General features: G+C 61.0%; 14 protein-coding genes. 7 read left to right on the top strand and 7 right to left on the bottom strand.

Going from position 1 to position 14,936, the window contains the following annotated elements:
* Nucleotides 1–126 precede the first annotated feature (126 nt).
* Complete coding sequence (locus tag AA0535_RS13920; RefSeq protein WP_264817238.1) at nucleotides 127–1,038, top strand: DUF4349 domain-containing protein; 912 nt, start codon at nucleotides 127–129, stop codon at nucleotides 1,036–1,038.
* A 140-nt stretch (nucleotides 1,039–1,178) separates the two neighbouring features.
* Nucleotides 1,179–2,657 carry an MFS transporter gene (locus tag AA0535_RS13915; protein ID WP_264817237.1) on the top strand — a complete coding sequence of 493 codons (1,479 nt, stop codon included), beginning with the start codon at nucleotides 1,179–1,181 and terminating at the stop codon, nucleotides 2,655–2,657.
* 141 nt (nucleotides 2,658–2,798) lie between these two features.
* On the opposite strand, the gene gloA2 is transcribed toward AA0535_RS13915, so the two are convergent.
* From gloA2 to cysS, 3 genes are read right to left on the bottom strand one after another with little or no spacing between them, the layout of a single operon-like run.
* Nucleotides 2,799–3,179 carry an SMU1112c/YaeR family gloxylase I-like metalloprotein gene (gene gloA2, locus AA0535_RS13910; RefSeq protein ID WP_264817236.1) on the bottom strand — a complete coding sequence of 127 codons (381 nt, stop codon included), beginning with the start codon at nucleotides 3,177–3,179 and terminating at the stop codon, nucleotides 2,799–2,801.
* Nucleotides 3,180–3,190: 11 nt separating this feature from the next.
* Nucleotides 3,191–3,970 (bottom strand): RNA methyltransferase, encoded by a 780-nt coding sequence (locus tag AA0535_RS13905; RefSeq protein WP_199751646.1) that lies wholly within the window; start codon nucleotides 3,968–3,970, stop codon nucleotides 3,191–3,193.
* Nucleotides 3,967–5,322, bottom strand: a complete 1,356-nt coding sequence (cysS, locus tag AA0535_RS13900) for a cysteine--tRNA ligase (RefSeq protein ID WP_264817233.1) — start codon at nucleotides 5,320–5,322, stop codon at nucleotides 3,967–3,969. The genes AA0535_RS13905 and cysS overlap by 4 nt, the downstream gene beginning before the upstream one ends.
* Nucleotides 5,323–5,418: 96 nt before the next feature.
* On the opposite strand from cysS, the gene AA0535_RS13895 reads away from it, so the two are divergent.
* Nucleotides 5,419–6,846, top strand: coding sequence for an MATE family efflux transporter (locus AA0535_RS13895; protein WP_264817232.1), 1,428 nt, complete (start codon nucleotides 5,419–5,421; stop codon nucleotides 6,844–6,846).
* A 39-nt stretch (nucleotides 6,847–6,885) separates the two neighbouring features.
* Here the strand turns inward: AA0535_RS13895 and AA0535_RS13890 are convergent, their stop codons facing one another.
* Nucleotides 6,886–7,356: a LysM peptidoglycan-binding domain-containing protein gene (locus tag AA0535_RS13890; RefSeq protein WP_264817230.1), complete on the bottom strand. Its 471-nt coding sequence runs from the start codon at nucleotides 7,354–7,356 to the stop codon at nucleotides 6,886–6,888.
* A gap of 339 nt (nucleotides 7,357–7,695) precedes the next feature.
* Between AA0535_RS13890 and rpsD the strand changes: the two genes are divergently transcribed.
* Together rpsD and AA0535_RS13880 are read left to right on the top strand one after the other, a co-directional pair.
* Complete coding sequence (gene rpsD / locus AA0535_RS13885; protein ID WP_023978552.1) at nucleotides 7,696–8,313, top strand: 30S ribosomal protein S4; 618 nt, start codon at nucleotides 7,696–7,698, stop codon at nucleotides 8,311–8,313.
* A gap of 104 nt (nucleotides 8,314–8,417) precedes the next feature.
* Nucleotides 8,418–9,980, top strand: a complete 1,563-nt coding sequence (locus tag AA0535_RS13880; protein WP_264817228.1) for a peptide chain release factor 3 — start codon at nucleotides 8,418–8,420, stop codon at nucleotides 9,978–9,980.
* A 123-nt stretch (nucleotides 9,981–10,103) separates the two neighbouring features.
* Here AA0535_RS13880 and AA0535_RS13875 read toward each other — a convergent pair whose 3' ends face one another.
* The 3 genes from AA0535_RS13875 to aroB form a co-directional block, all read right to left on the bottom strand.
* Nucleotides 10,104–10,247 (bottom strand): hypothetical protein, encoded by a 144-nt coding sequence (locus AA0535_RS13875; RefSeq protein WP_264817227.1) that lies wholly within the window; start codon nucleotides 10,245–10,247, stop codon nucleotides 10,104–10,106.
* 185 nt (nucleotides 10,248–10,432) lie between these two features.
* Nucleotides 10,433–11,578, bottom strand: a complete 1,146-nt coding sequence (locus AA0535_RS13870; RefSeq protein WP_264817225.1) for an OmpA family protein — start codon at nucleotides 11,576–11,578, stop codon at nucleotides 10,433–10,435.
* A 310-nt stretch (nucleotides 11,579–11,888) separates the two neighbouring features.
* A complete protein-coding gene (aroB, locus tag AA0535_RS13865; protein WP_264817223.1) occupies nucleotides 11,889–13,571 on the bottom strand; it encodes a 3-dehydroquinate synthase in 1,683 nt (560 codons plus the stop codon).
* A gap of 146 nt (nucleotides 13,572–13,717) precedes the next feature.
* Between aroB and AA0535_RS13860 the strand changes: the two genes are divergently transcribed.
* Complete coding sequence (locus AA0535_RS13860; protein ID WP_264817222.1) at nucleotides 13,718–13,999, top strand: hypothetical protein; 282 nt, start codon at nucleotides 13,718–13,720, stop codon at nucleotides 13,997–13,999.
* Between the two features lies 1 nt (nucleotide 14,000).
* Entirely contained in the window at nucleotides 14,001–14,930 is a 930-nt protein-coding gene (locus AA0535_RS13855) for a tyrosine recombinase (RefSeq protein ID WP_264817221.1), read from the top strand.
* Nucleotides 14,931–14,936 lie beyond the last annotated feature (6 nt).

Below are 14,936 nucleotides of genomic sequence, written 5' to 3'. Positions count from 1 at the left end.
CCCCTCACATAGTCATCGGCGATGGCAGGTAGCCGCTCCGGCCGGTGTGACCCCATGCCTCATTTCGGCCTTCAGTCATGCGTTATCCTGGCTTCTCTGGTACGAATTGTATGAGGGGTGGAGGCGATGGTGCTTTCGACAACGTCGCGACTGGCTGCAGGCTTGATCAGGTTCGGCGCGGTATCGGCCTGTGTGCTTGTCCTGAGCGGATGCAAGCACCGCCATACGGCCAGCACGGCAGACAGCGTTGATCCGCCGGTCATGGCCATGGCAGCTCCACGAGCAGCCTCTGTCGGCGTCGCCCGCTTCGTGGGGCTTTCAGCGGCGCGCAAGGCCGGGCGAAGCGATATCGCTTATGACCACACTCTGATGATGACCGTCCCCGCTGCGAGGGTCTCGACGCATTTCACGCAGCTGCGCGATCTTTGTCTCGGTATGGAGGGATGTGCCCTCGTCTCGGCCAATATGGAGACCGAGGAGCGCGGACCCGGCGAGTTTACGCATGAGGCCCGCATTTCGGCCCGTCTCCCTCATGATCGCATCGAGGCTTTCCTGAAAGCCGCCAGCGCCATCCTCCCGGGAGAGCGGCTGGATGATGTCGTCACAAGCAATGCCAACACGAATGAGCGCGATCTTCATGGCAGTGTGACGGATGTCGAACGCGGACTGGCGCAACTCACGACCTATCGTGACCGGCTGGAAGCCCTCGAGAGCCAGAGTGCGGGGCGGACGGATGATCTGATCAAGATCGCCAGGGAGCTCTCCGAAGCCCAGACTGCGCTTGAGTTCGCACAGCAGGAAAAGGCTGATCTCTCTCGCCAGATCGATACGGAGGAAGTCACGGTCACCTACCAGAGCGCGCGTGAGGTGGTAAGTCCGCTCCGTCAGAGCCTGCGACAGACGCGGCAACTTTTCATCGAGACTCTGGCTGATCTCTGGGTGTTCCTCGTGCAGGCCATTGTCTGGGCCCCGCTCGTACTGGTTTCGCTCGTGCTGCTCCGTGGGGCGTGGCGTCGGGGATGGTTCAGCCGGAGCTGAGAGCAGGCGGGGTGTGATCCGGTTGCCCAAAGATCGGATCAAAGGCTCAGTGAATCGTGAGGAAGCGAACCCTTGCCTCTGTCAAACGTCAGGACCCATACCGAAGGATAAACATTCTGTAATTCAAAAAGGTTGGCTCATTGCTCTCATCCAACGCCCGATCCAAGGATCACGGCCGACCCATCGAGACGGATATTCCCGCACGTCTGGATCGTCTCCCATGGTCGCGTTTTCATATGCTGATTGTGGTCGCGCTGGGGATCACATGGATTCTGGATGGGCTTGAGGTCACCATCATCGGATCGCTCGCCCCGTCGCTTGAACGACGGGACACGCTCGGCCTGACGGAGACAGGGATCGGCTTTGCCTCATCGGCCTACGTCGCCGGAGCCGTGCTGGGCGCGCTGATCTTTGGCTGGATGACGGACCAGCTCGGGCGCAAGCAGATCTTCTTTCTCACCCTCGCCCTTTATGTGGTGGGAGTTGGGGCGTCGGCGCTCTCCTGGGGGCTGGGAAGCTTCGCCTGTGCACGTTTCATCACGGGGATGGGTATCGGCGGCGAGTATTCTGCCATCAACTCGGCGATCGACGAACTCGTCCCGGCCCGTCTGCGTGGCCGTGTCGATGTCATGGTCAATGGCACGTTCTGGGCAGGAGCCGCCTTCGGAGCGCTCGGCTCGGTCTGGCTTCTCGACTCTGCCATCATCCCGGTCTGGCTGGCCTGGCGCATTGCGTTTGCGCTCGGCGCTCTATTGGGCATCGCTGTGCTGCTGCTGCGCACCTTTGTGCCGGAAAGTCCGCGCTGGCTCATCACCCATCGCCGCGTGGAAGAGGCGGATGCCATCGTGTCGCTGGTGGAATCTCATTGTGCCGAGCCAAAAGGAGGGTGGAAGAGCAAGCTTCCCAAGGTTCTGATCTATCCGGCAGGCGTGTTCAGTCCGATGGAGATGATCAAGATCATGGTCCAGCGCTACCGTGGGCGTTCGCTGTACGTGCTCGTCCTGATGATCTCACAGGCATTTCTTTATAATGCAGTATTCTTCACCTACGGGATGGTGCTGACGAAATACCATGCGGTCGAGGCGCGCAATGTCGGCTGGTACATTCTGCCTCTCGCACTGGGGAACCTCCTGGGGCCGCTCATTCTCGCGCGCTGGTTCGATACATGGGGGCGTCGCCGCATGATCGGGCTGAGCTATGCCGTCTCAGGGCTGATGATGCTGGGCGTGGCTTACGCCATGGGTGCCGATCTGCTGACAGCGTCGACCCAGACCCTCTCCTGGTGCGGCATTTTCTTCTTTGCTTCCGCAGCCGCTTCCTCTGCCTATCTCACGGCCAGTGAGCTTTTCCCCCTGGAGATGCGCGCCTTCGCGATCGCGGTATTTTATGCCGTCGGGACCCTGTTTGGCGGCGTGGCGGCACCTGTGATCTTCGGGCATCTCATCGGAACCGGGAAGCTCTCTCTTCTCGTAATGGGTTATGTTGCGGCGGCCATTCTCATGATCGGCGCGAGTATCGTCGCCTGGATCTGGGGGGTGGATGCGGAGAACCGGTCGCTGGAGGAGGTCGCCCCTCCGCTATCCGAGTTTTACGCCAAGCAGGAGCAGGGCCTCATCTGAGAACCAGGATGGGGCGTTTGTCTATCTGTGGGGAAATCCGTGCAAGACGGACCGAACCATAGGATCGTGCGCCACGCTGCACTGTCGCAGGATGGGTCGGCCCTTTGCTGGGAGGGCTAGCTGGCCTGCGCGCAGGATCACTCAGCTCTGATAAAGCTCCAGCGGCAGCCCGTCAGGGTCTGCGAAGAAAGTATAAAGCTTGCCTGTGTAGGGGTCTGTTCGCATCGGCTCACACTGGATTGCGTTGCTTTCCAGATGCGCCACGGCGGCCTGCATATCGTCAACACCGAAAGCGAGATGGCGCAATCCTGCGGCCTCGGGCTGGGTCGGTCGTGTGGGTGGTGTGGGAAAGGAGAACAGCTCGATCTGCGTCGCCCCGATCGCGATATCGCATTTCCAGGATTGTCTTTGTGCCCGCCAGACCTCGCGGATGATCTTCAGCCCGAGGATCTCGGTATAGAAGTGCCGCGATTTCTGATAATCCGAAGCGATGATCGCGATGTGATGGACGCATTGGAACATCGTCGGGGGACCTATTTCTGCCGGGCTTTGCGGCCATTGGATAATTCGGTCACGACGCCATGCATCGTGCGCAATTCCTGCTCGGTGACTTCCCCACGCTGGAAAAGATGGCGCAGGTTACGCACCATGCCTGGGCGCTTCTGCTCATTGCGCAGAAAACCGCATTCATCGAGATCCCGGGTGAGATGCCCGAGGAAATTTTCCAATTCGCCCTTTGTAGCCACATGGGTCTCGTTCGTCATAAGCGTGCGGGGCGGGGTGGTTTCGCAGGCCATCCACCATTCATACGCCATGATCAGCACAGCCTGGGCCAGGTTGAGTGACATGAAATCCGGATTGAGCGGATAGCGTATCAGCACGTCTGCGCGGGCCATGTCCTCGTTATCCAGACCGGCGCGCTCCGGCCCGAAAAGCAGCCCCGCCTTGAGCCCACGATCCGCAATGGCGCGCAGTTCCGAGGCGGCGCCACGTGCCGTCATGACCGTTTTCACAATATGGCGCGGGCGCGGGCAGGTGGCCATGACGTGGTGGAGGTCGGCCACGGCTTCATCGACCGTATCGAACACCTGGGCGGCATCGAGGATACGGTCAGCCCCGGATGACGCATACCAGGCCCGTTCCTGCGGCCAGCCATCGCGCGGCGCAACAAGGCGCAGATGAAACAGACCGCCATTCGCCATGGCGCGCGCCGTCGTGCCGACATTCTCGGCAAGCTGGGGACGAACCAGAATGACAACCGGGCTGAATTCGCCGATCGGGCCGATATCGGCGCCGCCATCGCGTCCGGTCATGCGCGCCTCCATGTCGTGCCTTGGGCCGTGTCTTCCAGAATGATGCCCTGCTCGGCAAGCTGGGCGCGCAGACTGTCAGCCAGTGCGAAATCGCGCGCCTTCTTGGCGGCACTACGCTGGGTAATCAGGGCCTCGATGGCGGCTTCATCAGAGCCCGCGCGGAACCAGCTATCCGGGGAAAGCTCCAGGATGCCGATCAGCTTGCCGCAGGCCTTGAGCGAGGCCGCAGCGCTTTCGTCACCCTGCAAGGCTGCATCGGCCAGCGGGTGCAGGCAGGAGAGCGCAAGCGGTGTGTTCATATCGTCGCACAAGGCCTGCATGAAAGGCGCCGGTACGATGCCCTGCTGGTTGGTCGGTGTTTTCTCGAGTGCGCGGTAGAACCGGTCGAGAATGCGTTTGGCCTCATCCAGTTTTTCCCAGGTGAAGTCGAGCACCGAGCGGTAATGCGTTCCCAGCATGAGGAAGCGCAATGCCTCGGCGGGCGCTCGTGTCAGCACCTCACGGATGGAAAAGAAATTCCCGAGAGACTTGGACATCTTCTCGCCATTGGAGAGCAGCATGGCATTATGCAGCCAGTACCGTGCAAAGCTGCTTCCCGGATGGCAGCAGAGAGACTGGGCGCGCTCATTCTCATGATGCGGGAACATCAGGTCGTCCCCTCCGCCATGGATGTCGAAGCTTGCACCCAGATACCGATAGGACATGGCGGAGCATTCGATATGCCATCCCGGTCTGCCGCGCCCGTAAGGGCTCTCCCATCCCGGCTGCTCCAGCGTTGACGGCTTCCAGAGCACGAAATCACCGGGATGGCGCTTATAGGGAGCGACCTCGACACGGGCCCCGGCCAGAAGATCATCCGGGCTTCGCCCGGACAGGCTGCCATAGCTGGCACAACGATCCACGGCAAAAAGGACATGTCCCTCGGCTTCGTAGGCGTGGCCGTTCGCAATAAGCTGGGCAATCATGGCGAGCATGTCGTCGATATGATGGGTCGCGCGCGGCTCGATATCGGGGGGCAGAATGCCAAGTGCCGCCACATCTTCATGAAAGGCGATGGTCGTACGGGCGGTCAGGCTCGCGATATCCTCGCCATTGGCCTGAGCGCGTGCGGTGATCTTGTCATCAACATCGGTGATATTGCGCACGAAGGTGACCTGCCCGAACAACGTGCGCAACAGACGCACGAGAATATCGGCACTGAGCATGGCGCGCAGATTGCCGATATGCACGGCGTCATACACTGTGGGGCCACAGTAATAGACACGTACATTTTCCGGGTCCAGCGGCGTGAAAACCTGTTTCCGCCGTGTCTGGCTGTCATGCAGGGACAAGGAATAGGGAGGGGTGGCCATGATCCAGAGTAGATGCGTCAGCCCCGCGTTGAGCGCAACTCTAATTTACGGCTTCTGATGCTGGTTTTCTGTCCGCACTGGTATAAGCAGGGCATCATGACAGAAATTCGCTCTTCCATGACGGCGCCCGGCTGGGGCCAGCACTTGCGTGCGCTGATCAGAATTGCTGCGCCACTGAGTTTCTCGCAGTTGAGCGAGATGGCCATGAACGTGACCGATACCATCCTGCTGGGCGGGCTGGGGGCTACGGCACTCGCCGTCGGGGGCATGACCACCAATCTCTTTTTTTGCACCTTCATCACCTTCCAGGCGGCTCTGGGCGGGGCGAGTATCCTGATTTCCCGCGCACGGGGGCGTGCCTTCGCGGCTCAGGGGCAGCTGGAAGATCTCTCGGGTATTGTCACGTCGGGTGTGCTCCTCGCGCTCCTGCTTTGCTTGCCGGTCCTGGCTATCCTGCTGCCTGCGGGCTCTCTGCTGCGCTTTTTCAATGAGCCTGCGATCATCGTCACGCAGGGCAGCGAGTTCATGCATCTGCTGCTTTGGGCACTGCTGCCTGATCTGGTGATCATCGGTCTGCTGCGGATCATTCTGCCCGCATTCGGCAGCGAGCGTCTGCTGCTCTGGACCATGCCAGGCATGGCCGTGCTGAACGGTCTGCTCAATTACGGGCTGATACACGGGCGGTTCGGCCTGCCCCAAATGGGGCTCTGGGGCTCCGCCTGTGCGACCATAGCCACAGGCTGGTCGGTGGCAATCCTTCTGGTGGTCCTCGCGCGTAGCCAGTCCCATCTGAAGCTGCATCTGCGCCTCACGCGTCCCGATCGTGCGGCATTGGGTGAGATGCTGCGTCTTGGGCTGCCCATGATGGGGGCGACCGGGGCGGAGCTTCTCGCCTTTCAGATGACGGGACTTCATGCCGGGGCGCTTGGCGCTGTGTCGTCTGCTGCGCATCAGATCGCGCTCAGCGTGACCAGCACGGCTTTCATGATCAGTCTTGCCCTCTCTCAGGCGGTCAATATCCGTGTCGCCTACTGGCTTGGCGCGGGGGCGCCGGCGGCAGCGTTGAGATCGACACTTGGGGCGGTCATGCTGGTGGTGCTCTGGACCAGTTTCACAGCCACGATGCTCCTCGTTTTTCCGCAGGTCGTCGCCGGGTTCTATCTGGATTCCGGGAGCGCAGACGCCGCTGCAGTGATGCCTGTAGCGATTTCGCTGCTGAAGATTGCAGGCATTTTCCAGATCCTTGACGGCGTGCAATGCGTCTGTTCCGGCGCGCTGCGTGGCTGCCATGACACGTTCATGCCCATGCTGATGATGGTGCTCACCTATGTTCCTGTCTCCATCCTGGGAGGAGACTGGTTGGCGTTCAGGGCTGGTTACGGGGCGGTCGGGCTCTGGATCGGGCTCGCAGGAGGTTTGGGAATTCTGTCGGTTCTGCTTTCGGTACGGCTGTTTTTTACTCTGTGGCGCGCCCTGGAGGGCACATTGAGCGCTGCCGGGCAGGGATGTGCCGATCCGGCTTGAGCGGATCGGCATGGATATTTCCGCCGCAATAATGTGGCTTCAGGCCTCAGGGATACGAATGGTCTGACCGGGATAGACCCCGTCATGATGGGCGAGTTCGGCCTCGTTGGCCTTGTGAAGGTCGTCGACGGTCACATCCGCGTCTGTCTTCTCGGCAATGGCCTGAAGTGTCTCGCCCGGCGACACTTGATGGAAGACGGGAGCGGGCGTTCCCTCAGGAACGGTGATATCTGCATGGACCGTATCGATACCGGCAATATTCCCGGCCGCAAGGATGATGGCGTCACGTTCTGCTGCCGTTTCCGCGCGTCCCTTCACGGCGATGGTCGTATCGCGCACCGTGATATGGGATACGGCAAGCTGGGACATGCCATATTGCTTGAAGGCGCGCTTGATGAGGTTCTCGTGGGGGGCCTTCGGGGCAGGGGCGCCGGCCGGGTTGATGGCGGTGACTTCTGCCTGATCGTTCAGCTTGCGCCCCGCAGCACGGTTGAACTTGAAAATGGCCATTTCGGGTTCCTCTCCTTGGAATGACGCCAATGCGCCCCGCTGTGGCGCGATAATATCCTGACGCATCGCGAAGCAGGATGTTCCCCCGAGCGTGCTTTTGCCGAGGCTGGGCTCTAAGGGGCCGCGTTTTTGGTTGACAGTCGAGGGGGGGTCCTATACGAGCCGCCGCTATTGCCGGGAACGTGGACATGCCGGCCGTTGTCATATCGGGTTCTGCATCCCGTGACAGCGGTTCGAGGGATGCGCCCGTCTTTCCTAATTCGGGGAAAGGCCTACCGGCGCAACATGCGGTTGTCGCGCAGCGTCAGGACAACCCGAAGTCGAAGCGAGTTCTTGCACATGAGCAAGCGCCAAGAGAGCAAGTACAAAATCAATCGCCGTCTGGGCGTAAACCTGTGGGGCCGTGCCAAGTCGCCGGTCAACAAGCGGGAATACGGCCCCGGTCAGCATGGCCAGCGCCGCAAGCAGAAGCCCTCCGACTTCTCGATCCAGCTGATGGCCAAGCAGAAGCTCAAGGGCTATTACGGCAACATCAGCGAGAAGCAGTTCCGCAAGTACTATGACGAAGCCGTCCGTCGTAAGGGCGATACGTCAGAGAACCTGATCGACCTGCTGGAGCGTCGCCTGGATGCGGTGATCTACCGCCTCAAGTTTGCGATCACCCCGTTCGCTGCTCGTCAGTTCGTCAGCCATGGCCACGTGACGGTCAACGGCCGCAAGGTGAACATTCCTTCGTACCTCGTCCGTGACGGTGACGTCATCGAAGTACGTGAGAAGTCCAAGCAGCTTGCCGTCGTTCTCGATGCCGCCCAGTCCGCCGAGCGTGACGTGCCGGAATACATCGAGGTCGATCACCGCCAGATGAAGGGCAAGTTCGTTCGCAGCCCGCGTCTGTCCGACGTGCCGTACCCCGTGCAGATGGAACCGAACCTCGTGGTCGAGTTCTACTCGCGCTAAAAGACCCGTCTCTACCGGGTGTTTTCTGGCCAATGCCGGATCAGGGTCACCCTGGTCCGGCATTCGTCATTTCTGGTCCCTGAATTCAAGCGAAGGTCCCCTCGATGTCCGAAGCCGCGTCCGCCCCCGTTTCCGCCACCGGTCTTGGCAGCGAGATCCGCCGCCGCCGGACCTTCGCCATCATTTCCCATCCAGATGCCGGCAAGACCACCCTGACAGAGCGTATCCTGCGTGCCGGTGGGGCGATCCAGCTTGCGGGTAACGTGCGGGCAAAGGGTGAACGTCGCCGCACCAAATCGGACTGGATGGGCATCGAGCGCGATCGCGGGATCTCCGTCGTAACTTCGGTCATGACTTTCGAATATGGTGGGTGTGTCTTCAACCTGCTCGACACACCGGGTCATGAAGACTTCTCGGAGGATACCTATCGCACGCTGACCGCGGTTGATTGTGCCGTCATGGTGATTGACGCGGCGAAGGGGATCGAGGATCGCACACGCAAGCTCTTCGAAATCTGTCGCCTGCGTGACATTCCCATCGTCACCTTCATCAACAAGATGGATCGTGAGGCGCAGGATTGCTTCGGTCTGCTGGATGAGATCGCCTCGACACTGGCACTCGATACCTCGCCAGCCACCTGGCCGATCGGCCGCGCCGGGCATTTTGCGGGCACATACGACATGCGCACCCGTGAGATCCGCGGCGAGGCCGCGACGCTGGCGCAGTCAGATGCGCGCATGATTGCTCTGTCGGAAGAACTCGAACTGGCAGAGGCTGCCCTTCCGCTCTTCGACCGCGAATCCTTCGATGCCGGGCATCTGACGCCAGTCTTTTTCGGGAGTGCCATGAAGGAGATTGGGGTGACCGATCTGCTCGATGCACTTGTGGCGTACGGCCCCGAGCCACGCGCCCAGCCGAGCGAGACGCGCGAGGTCAAGGCTGATGAGGAACAGGTGACGGCGCTGATCTTCAAGATCCAGGCCAATATGGACCCGAATCATCGGGACCGCATGGCCTTTGCCCGTATCTGCTCCGGGCGCCTGACACGCGGTATGCGTCTGAAGCACGTCCGCACGGGCAAGCAGTTCGCGCTGCATACGCCGCAATTCTTCTTTGCGCGTGATCGCCAGTTGGCGGAAGAGGCTTTTGCCGGGGATGTGGTGGGGCTGCCCAATCACGGCACGCTGCGTATTGGCGATACACTCTCGGAGACCGAGGAACTGCGTTTTACCGGGGTTCCGCATTTTGCGCCGGAAATCCTGCGTCGCGTGCGACTGGACGATGCCATGAAGGCCAAGAAGCTGCGTCAGGCGCTGGTCGAACTGGCAGAGGAGGGGGTGGTGCAGCTCTTCCGCCCCCAGGACGGTTTGCCGCCCATCGTTGGGGTGGTGGGGACGCTTCAGCTCGACGTGCTGCAATCGCGTCTGCAAGGCGAGTATGGCGTCGCCATCGGTTTTGAATCGACGCCCTATACCATCGCGCGCTGGGTCACCGGTGAGCGCACCAAGATCGAGGCATTTTCGATGGCCAACCGCCCTGCCATGGCGGATGACCTCGACAGCGATCCCGTCTTCCTTGCCAGCTCGAACTTCATGATGCGCCGTACGGTCGAGATGAATCCTGATCTGGCTTTTCACGACATCAAGCAGATCGGGCTCAGTAGCTGAGCGCTCCTGCCGCGAGCTGCGCCCGGTCAGGTCGTCACAGTCCTGCGGTGTTCGGCGACGGAATGAAAAAAGCCCCGGCAATCACCGGGGCTTTTTTTGTATATGTGGCCGCAGAGTGACCCGTTACAGGGTGAGCAAAGCGATAGCGCCCATGGCGAACACGCCGCCCACAAGGGCACCCAGGATCAGAAAGATATTCTCTCCGTCGTGATGCAGGGGAGTAAGGCCGGAGCGGTCCGAGCGATTGATATGCAGTGTCTGAGCCATGACAGGTCTCCTTCGAGGCCTGTCGCATGAACGCGCTGCCTCATCGGTATATTACTTATATGTAATGCCACGCTCATCCTGCAAGAGGTTTCGGAAAAGAAAAAGGCCTCCGGCACGAATGCCGAAGGCCTTTTTTCTGGAACCGATCAAGAAGCCTCCGGAGAGGCTCCTTTCTCAGGCCGAAATCAGCGCAGGATGATTTCGACGCGACGGTTCTGCGGCTCGCGGGTGTTCGGACCCGTCGGGACCAGCGGGTGCTGCTCGCCGTAGCCGTGGATGTCGATCGCAGCGGCAGGAACGCCATCACGGATCAGCTCAGCCTTGACCGACTGTGCGCGACGGACCGAAAGGCCCATGTTGTACTTCTGGCCGCGTGCACCGGGGTGAGCAGCAGAGTTGTCGGTGTAGCCGTTGACTTCGATGCGCGTCGTCTGGACGTGCGTGGAAGCCTGAGCTGCCTGGGCAACGATCTCACGAGCGCGACCCGTCAGGTTCGACTTGTCCCAATCGAAGAACACCAGGTAGGTGCGGGCAGGCTGCACAGCCGGGGGAGCAACCGTGACAACCGGCGGCGGCGGCGGGGGAGCCGTGTCGAAGGCATAACGCAGGCCGACGATGAACTGATGATTGAAGCGGTCATCGAAGTTCACGTTGCCCTTGTGCAGGCCCGAACCGTTACGGTTCCACGTGGTGGAGCGGTAAGCGCCATCCGTGAAGGTCTGGCCGATCATGCGGTATTCACCGGTGATGGCGAGGCCCGGAACGCCCGGAATGTCATAAGCCGCACCGACGATGCCCTGATAGGCAAAGCCACCCTGCGTGCCGCCGACGCGGTTGGTCACGCCGTTGGTGTAAGCCGTGGTGATCGGGTTGTAGTGCTGCCACAGATAGCCTGCACCGACACCGACGAACGGCGTGATCGGCAGGTTGATGCCGAACTGGGCCAGATCGATGTCATACAGGACGTTGACGAAGCCGCCGTAAGACTGGTCGGAACCGCTGGTCGTGCCGTTCGCGTAGGTCGGACGACGATGGTTGATCTGGGAGTAGTTGTACACGCCCTCGATTTCGGCGCGCAGACCGTTACCGAAGCCCCAGCCGAACGAACCGAAGCCCGTGAAGCCGTCCTTGTGGCGATAACGCGAGCTGGAACCGCCCGTGCCGTTGCCGCCGTCGGCCTGCGTCGTCGGAGCGAAGGTCGCGTGCTGCTGCTGAACCAGATTGTAGCCACCGCCGATATTGACATACGGGCCGGTGATGGTGCTCGCCATGGCGATCGTCGGGGCGGCTGCCATCGACGTCATGGCCAGAAGTGCCGTGCGGAGACGCATTAGTTTCGTCCTCATAAATTCATCCATTCGAACCTGCTGACTTCCCTCCGGAGAGGCGAAGCGACAACAGGGTCAGCGCGATGCATAAGTGCGTATAGAGCCGTCAGTTCCGGTTCAGGAAGTGAGTTCCATGGGTATTTGACGATTAGACGAAATAGCCGTGTCCAAACTGCAACACTCCATTTCGTCCAATTAACAATTTCTTATGCAGCGCCTTTCTCTAGCGGTGTTTTTAATGATTCGTGTCATCAACGGATCGTGAGGGGAGTGACTGATCTGTAAGCAAATTCACGGCTGGCCGGGGTTCCGGTCAGGCGTTGCAACCGGCCTCGACCAAAACGTCACGCACCGTGTCCATTTCAACATCCCTGCTCGTGAAAGCCTCGCCGATCCCCCTCATCAGCACGAAGGAAAGGCGACCGTCACTGACCTTCTTGTCACGTGCCATGGACCGGATCAGGGCGTCGGCGCTCAGCGTCTCGTCGAACCAGTCGAGCCCGGCGGGCATGCCCAGAGCACGCAGATGCGCGTCGAGCCTGCGCAGATCCTCCTCGGGGCAATAACCCAGCTTCACGGAAAGGGCTGCGGCCAGATGGAGACCGATCGAGACGGCCTCGCCATGCAGGAGACGCCCGTCATAACGAAAATGGGCTTCAAGGGCGTGACCGAAGGAGTGGCCCAGATTGAGCAGCGCGCGTCCGTCCTGCGCTGCCGTCTCCTTTTCGTCCTCCATCACGACCTTTGCCTTGAAACGGCAGGCGCGATTCACGGCTTCGGCGAGAGCGGCAGGGTCACCATCCAGAATCTCGGCACCATGGGCTTCGCACCATTTGAAAAGGGCAGGATCGGCAATAAGACCGGCCTTCACAATTTCTGCATAACCAGCCACACGCTCCCGGCGTGAAAGGGTGGCCAGGGCAGAGCTGTCGGCCAGGACGATCTGGGGCTGGTAGAAAGCCCCTATGAGGTTCTTGCCCGCGCGGGCATTGAGTCCTGTCTTGCCCCCTACAGAGCTATCCACCTGCGAGAGAAGGGTAGTCGGAATCTGCACGAAGGGCACACCGCGCAGAATACTGGCGGCAACAAAGCCGGAGAGATCGCCCACAACACCGCCTCCCAGGCCGATGACGGTGGTACGGCGTTCCATTCCGTGGTCGAGGATATCGTTGATCAATGCGGCATAGCGTGTGAGCGACTTCGATTCCTCACCGACCGGCACGACGAACGGCGTCGCCTGAATCCCCGTTTCGGCAAGGCCCGCCATGAGACGCGGCAGGTGCAGGGTCGCGACCGTCTCGTCCGTGATCACCACGGCGTTCTTCCGGGGGAGGATGGGCGCCAGATAGGCTCCGGCGCGGCTGATCAGATCCGATCCGATCAGAACCTCGTACCGATGGGATTCAAGCGTGACCGGGACCCTGAGCGGATGGTCATAGGTGTCGAGCGCCTCGATAATGCGCTGGGCGCCGTGATCGACGCTGTCATCTCCGCAATCCACGATGATATCTGCCTCTGCATAGATAGGGTGTCGCTGGGCCTGAAGCGCAGCGAGGGTTGTCTCGACATTTCCTTTGTCGAGGAGGGGGCGTCCCGTCCGCCCTGATACCCGCTTGATCAGGATCGGCAGCGGACAGCGCAGCCATATTGAGCGGGCATGGGCTTTGACGAGTCTGCGTGTCTGCCCGTCGATGAACGCTCCCCCGCCGGTGGCCAGGACTTTCGGTGGCCCCTGAAGCAGGCGCTGGATGACACGCCGTTCTCCGTCACGAAAGGCGGGTTCACCATGACGGGCGAAAATCTCGGCAATGGTGCATCCTGCGGCGCGCTCGATCTCCAGATCGGCATCGACGAAATCGAGGCCGAGTCGTGTTGCCAGTCGTCGGCCGATTGTCGTCTTTCCGGCCCCCATCAGCCCGACGAGTACGATGATCCCGGAAGGAGAACCGATCGGGGAGGGGACCGATCCGGGTGCAGGATCAGGCAGGTCTGACATCGTTTCGGATCGATCAGGAAAAAAGGTGGGGCGTGACATTCCTGCAAGGCTAACATACAGGAGAGCACCTCGCCACCGAGCAGGCACCAGCGGAGCCTGAGTTCGGACAGGCCACTGTCTCATCGCGCCCTTTTTCAGGAGCTTCCATGTCCACGCTGAGCTTTCCCAGGATCGCCCTCGCGCTTCTCGTTCTGATCGTGCTGGGCCTCGGAGGGGTGTTTCTCAAGCTGGGCATGAACCCGCCCCTGCCCGTGCAGACGATCGTTCACAAGGATCTGCCGGGCACGCAGTTTGCAGCCACTACCCAGACCCAGACACTCCCCACCATGCCGGCTTCGGCCGCACAGGGTCAGGTGACTATGGGACAGCCTGCTCAGGCTCTGCCTGCCATGCCGGAGCCCAAGGCCTCTCCGACGCTTCAGCACTGAGATGTCGAGGGAAGGTGCCCTGCCGCCCGCGGCAGAGGCCTTTCTTGAAATGCTGGCGGCGGAGCGTAACGCTGCGCCACGCACGCGACAGGCCTATGCGGCCGATCTTGCCGATTTCATCGTTTTTTTGACGCGGTCCTGCGTCGGGGCACCGGTCGCCCTGCTGGACGCCACGCAGTCAGAAATTTCGGCCTATAGTGCCTCCGGTGTCCAGTCCGGGCTCTCTTCAAGCAGTGCAGCACGTCGCCTGTCCTGCCTGCGTCAATTCTACCGTTTCGCCCAGCGCGAGAACTGGTGCCCCCGAGACCCGACCGAGGGCGTTGCCATGCCGCGTCTCGACAAGCCTCTCCCCAAATTGCTCTCTGAAGCGCAGATCGACGTGCTGCTCGATCAGGGATGCCGTGGTCATGAAGATCCCCGGCGCGATCTGGTCAGCCGGGCCGCGCTCGAATTGCTTTACACGACGGGACTGCGCATCTCCGAGTTGCTGTCGCTTCCGGGACGGGTGTTCCAGAGCGAGGCGCCCATGGTGCTGATTCGTGGCAAGGGCGGGCGAGAGCGCCTTATCCCGATCTCGCACGCGGCACGCGACGCAGCGCGCGCGCTGCTGCATCATGATCGCGATATCGACAGCCCCTATCTGTTTCCTGGCCGCAACCCTCACAAACCCTTGACACGGCAGGGGTTCGACAAAATCCTGTTTCAGGCAGCGCTTCGGGCTGGCCTCGATCCCGACCAGGTCTCACCCCATGTGCTCCGGCATTCCTTCGCGACCCATCTGCTGGAGCGCGGGGCGGATCTGCGCGCCCTGCAGATGCTGCTCGGCCACGCCGATATCGCCACCACCCAAATCTATACTCATGTGATGCAGGAAAGACTGCGTCAGGTGCTTGCCCAGCATCATCCGCTTTCCGACGGTGCGGGATCATGACGCAAT

Origin of the sequence: Asaia krungthepensis NRIC 0535, from assembly GCF_025995175.1 — a bacterium.
GTDB classification, from domain to species: domain Bacteria; phylum Pseudomonadota; class Alphaproteobacteria; order Acetobacterales; family Acetobacteraceae; genus Asaia; species Asaia krungthepensis.
Note: the sequence above shows the minus strand (reverse complement) of the source record. Positions and strands in the feature narration are given on the sequence as shown.

What these genes read in the sequence shown, in the direction of transcription:
- cysS (WP_264817233.1), bottom strand. Translation starts at nt 5,322, where the DNA reads ATGGCCACCCCTCCCTATTCCTTGTCCCTGCATGACAGCCAGACACGG.
- aroB (WP_264817223.1), bottom strand. Translation starts at nt 13,571, where the DNA reads ATGTCAGACCTGCCTGATCCTGCACCCGGATCGGTCCCCTCCCCGATC.
- AA0535_RS13880 (WP_264817228.1), top strand. Translation starts at nt 8,418, where the DNA reads ATGTCCGAAGCCGCGTCCGCCCCCGTTTCCGCCACCGGTCTTGGCAGC.
- AA0535_RS13890 (WP_264817230.1), bottom strand. Translation starts at nt 7,356, where the DNA reads ATGGCCATTTTCAAGTTCAACCGTGCTGCGGGGCGCAAGCTGAACGAT.
- AA0535_RS13905 (WP_199751646.1), bottom strand. Translation starts at nt 3,970, where the DNA reads ATGACCGGACGCGATGGCGGCGCCGATATCGGCCCGATCGGCGAATTC.
- AA0535_RS13875 (WP_264817227.1), bottom strand. Translation starts at nt 10,247, where the DNA reads ATGGCTCAGACACTGCATATCAATCGCTCGGACCGCTCCGGCCTTACT.
- AA0535_RS13855 (WP_264817221.1), top strand. Translation starts at nt 14,001, where the DNA reads ATGTCGAGGGAAGGTGCCCTGCCGCCCGCGGCAGAGGCCTTTCTTGAA.
- AA0535_RS13920 (WP_264817238.1), top strand. Translation starts at nt 127, where the DNA reads ATGGTGCTTTCGACAACGTCGCGACTGGCTGCAGGCTTGATCAGGTTC.
- AA0535_RS13895 (WP_264817232.1), top strand. Translation starts at nt 5,419, where the DNA reads ATGACAGAAATTCGCTCTTCCATGACGGCGCCCGGCTGGGGCCAGCAC.
- rpsD (WP_023978552.1), top strand. Translation starts at nt 7,696, where the DNA reads ATGAGCAAGCGCCAAGAGAGCAAGTACAAAATCAATCGCCGTCTGGGC.
- gloA2 (WP_264817236.1), bottom strand. Translation starts at nt 3,179, where the DNA reads ATGTTCCAATGCGTCCATCACATCGCGATCATCGCTTCGGATTATCAG.
- AA0535_RS13870 (WP_264817225.1), bottom strand. Translation starts at nt 11,578, where the DNA reads ATGCGTCTCCGCACGGCACTTCTGGCCATGACGTCGATGGCAGCCGCC.
- AA0535_RS13860 (WP_264817222.1), top strand. Translation starts at nt 13,718, where the DNA reads ATGTCCACGCTGAGCTTTCCCAGGATCGCCCTCGCGCTTCTCGTTCTG.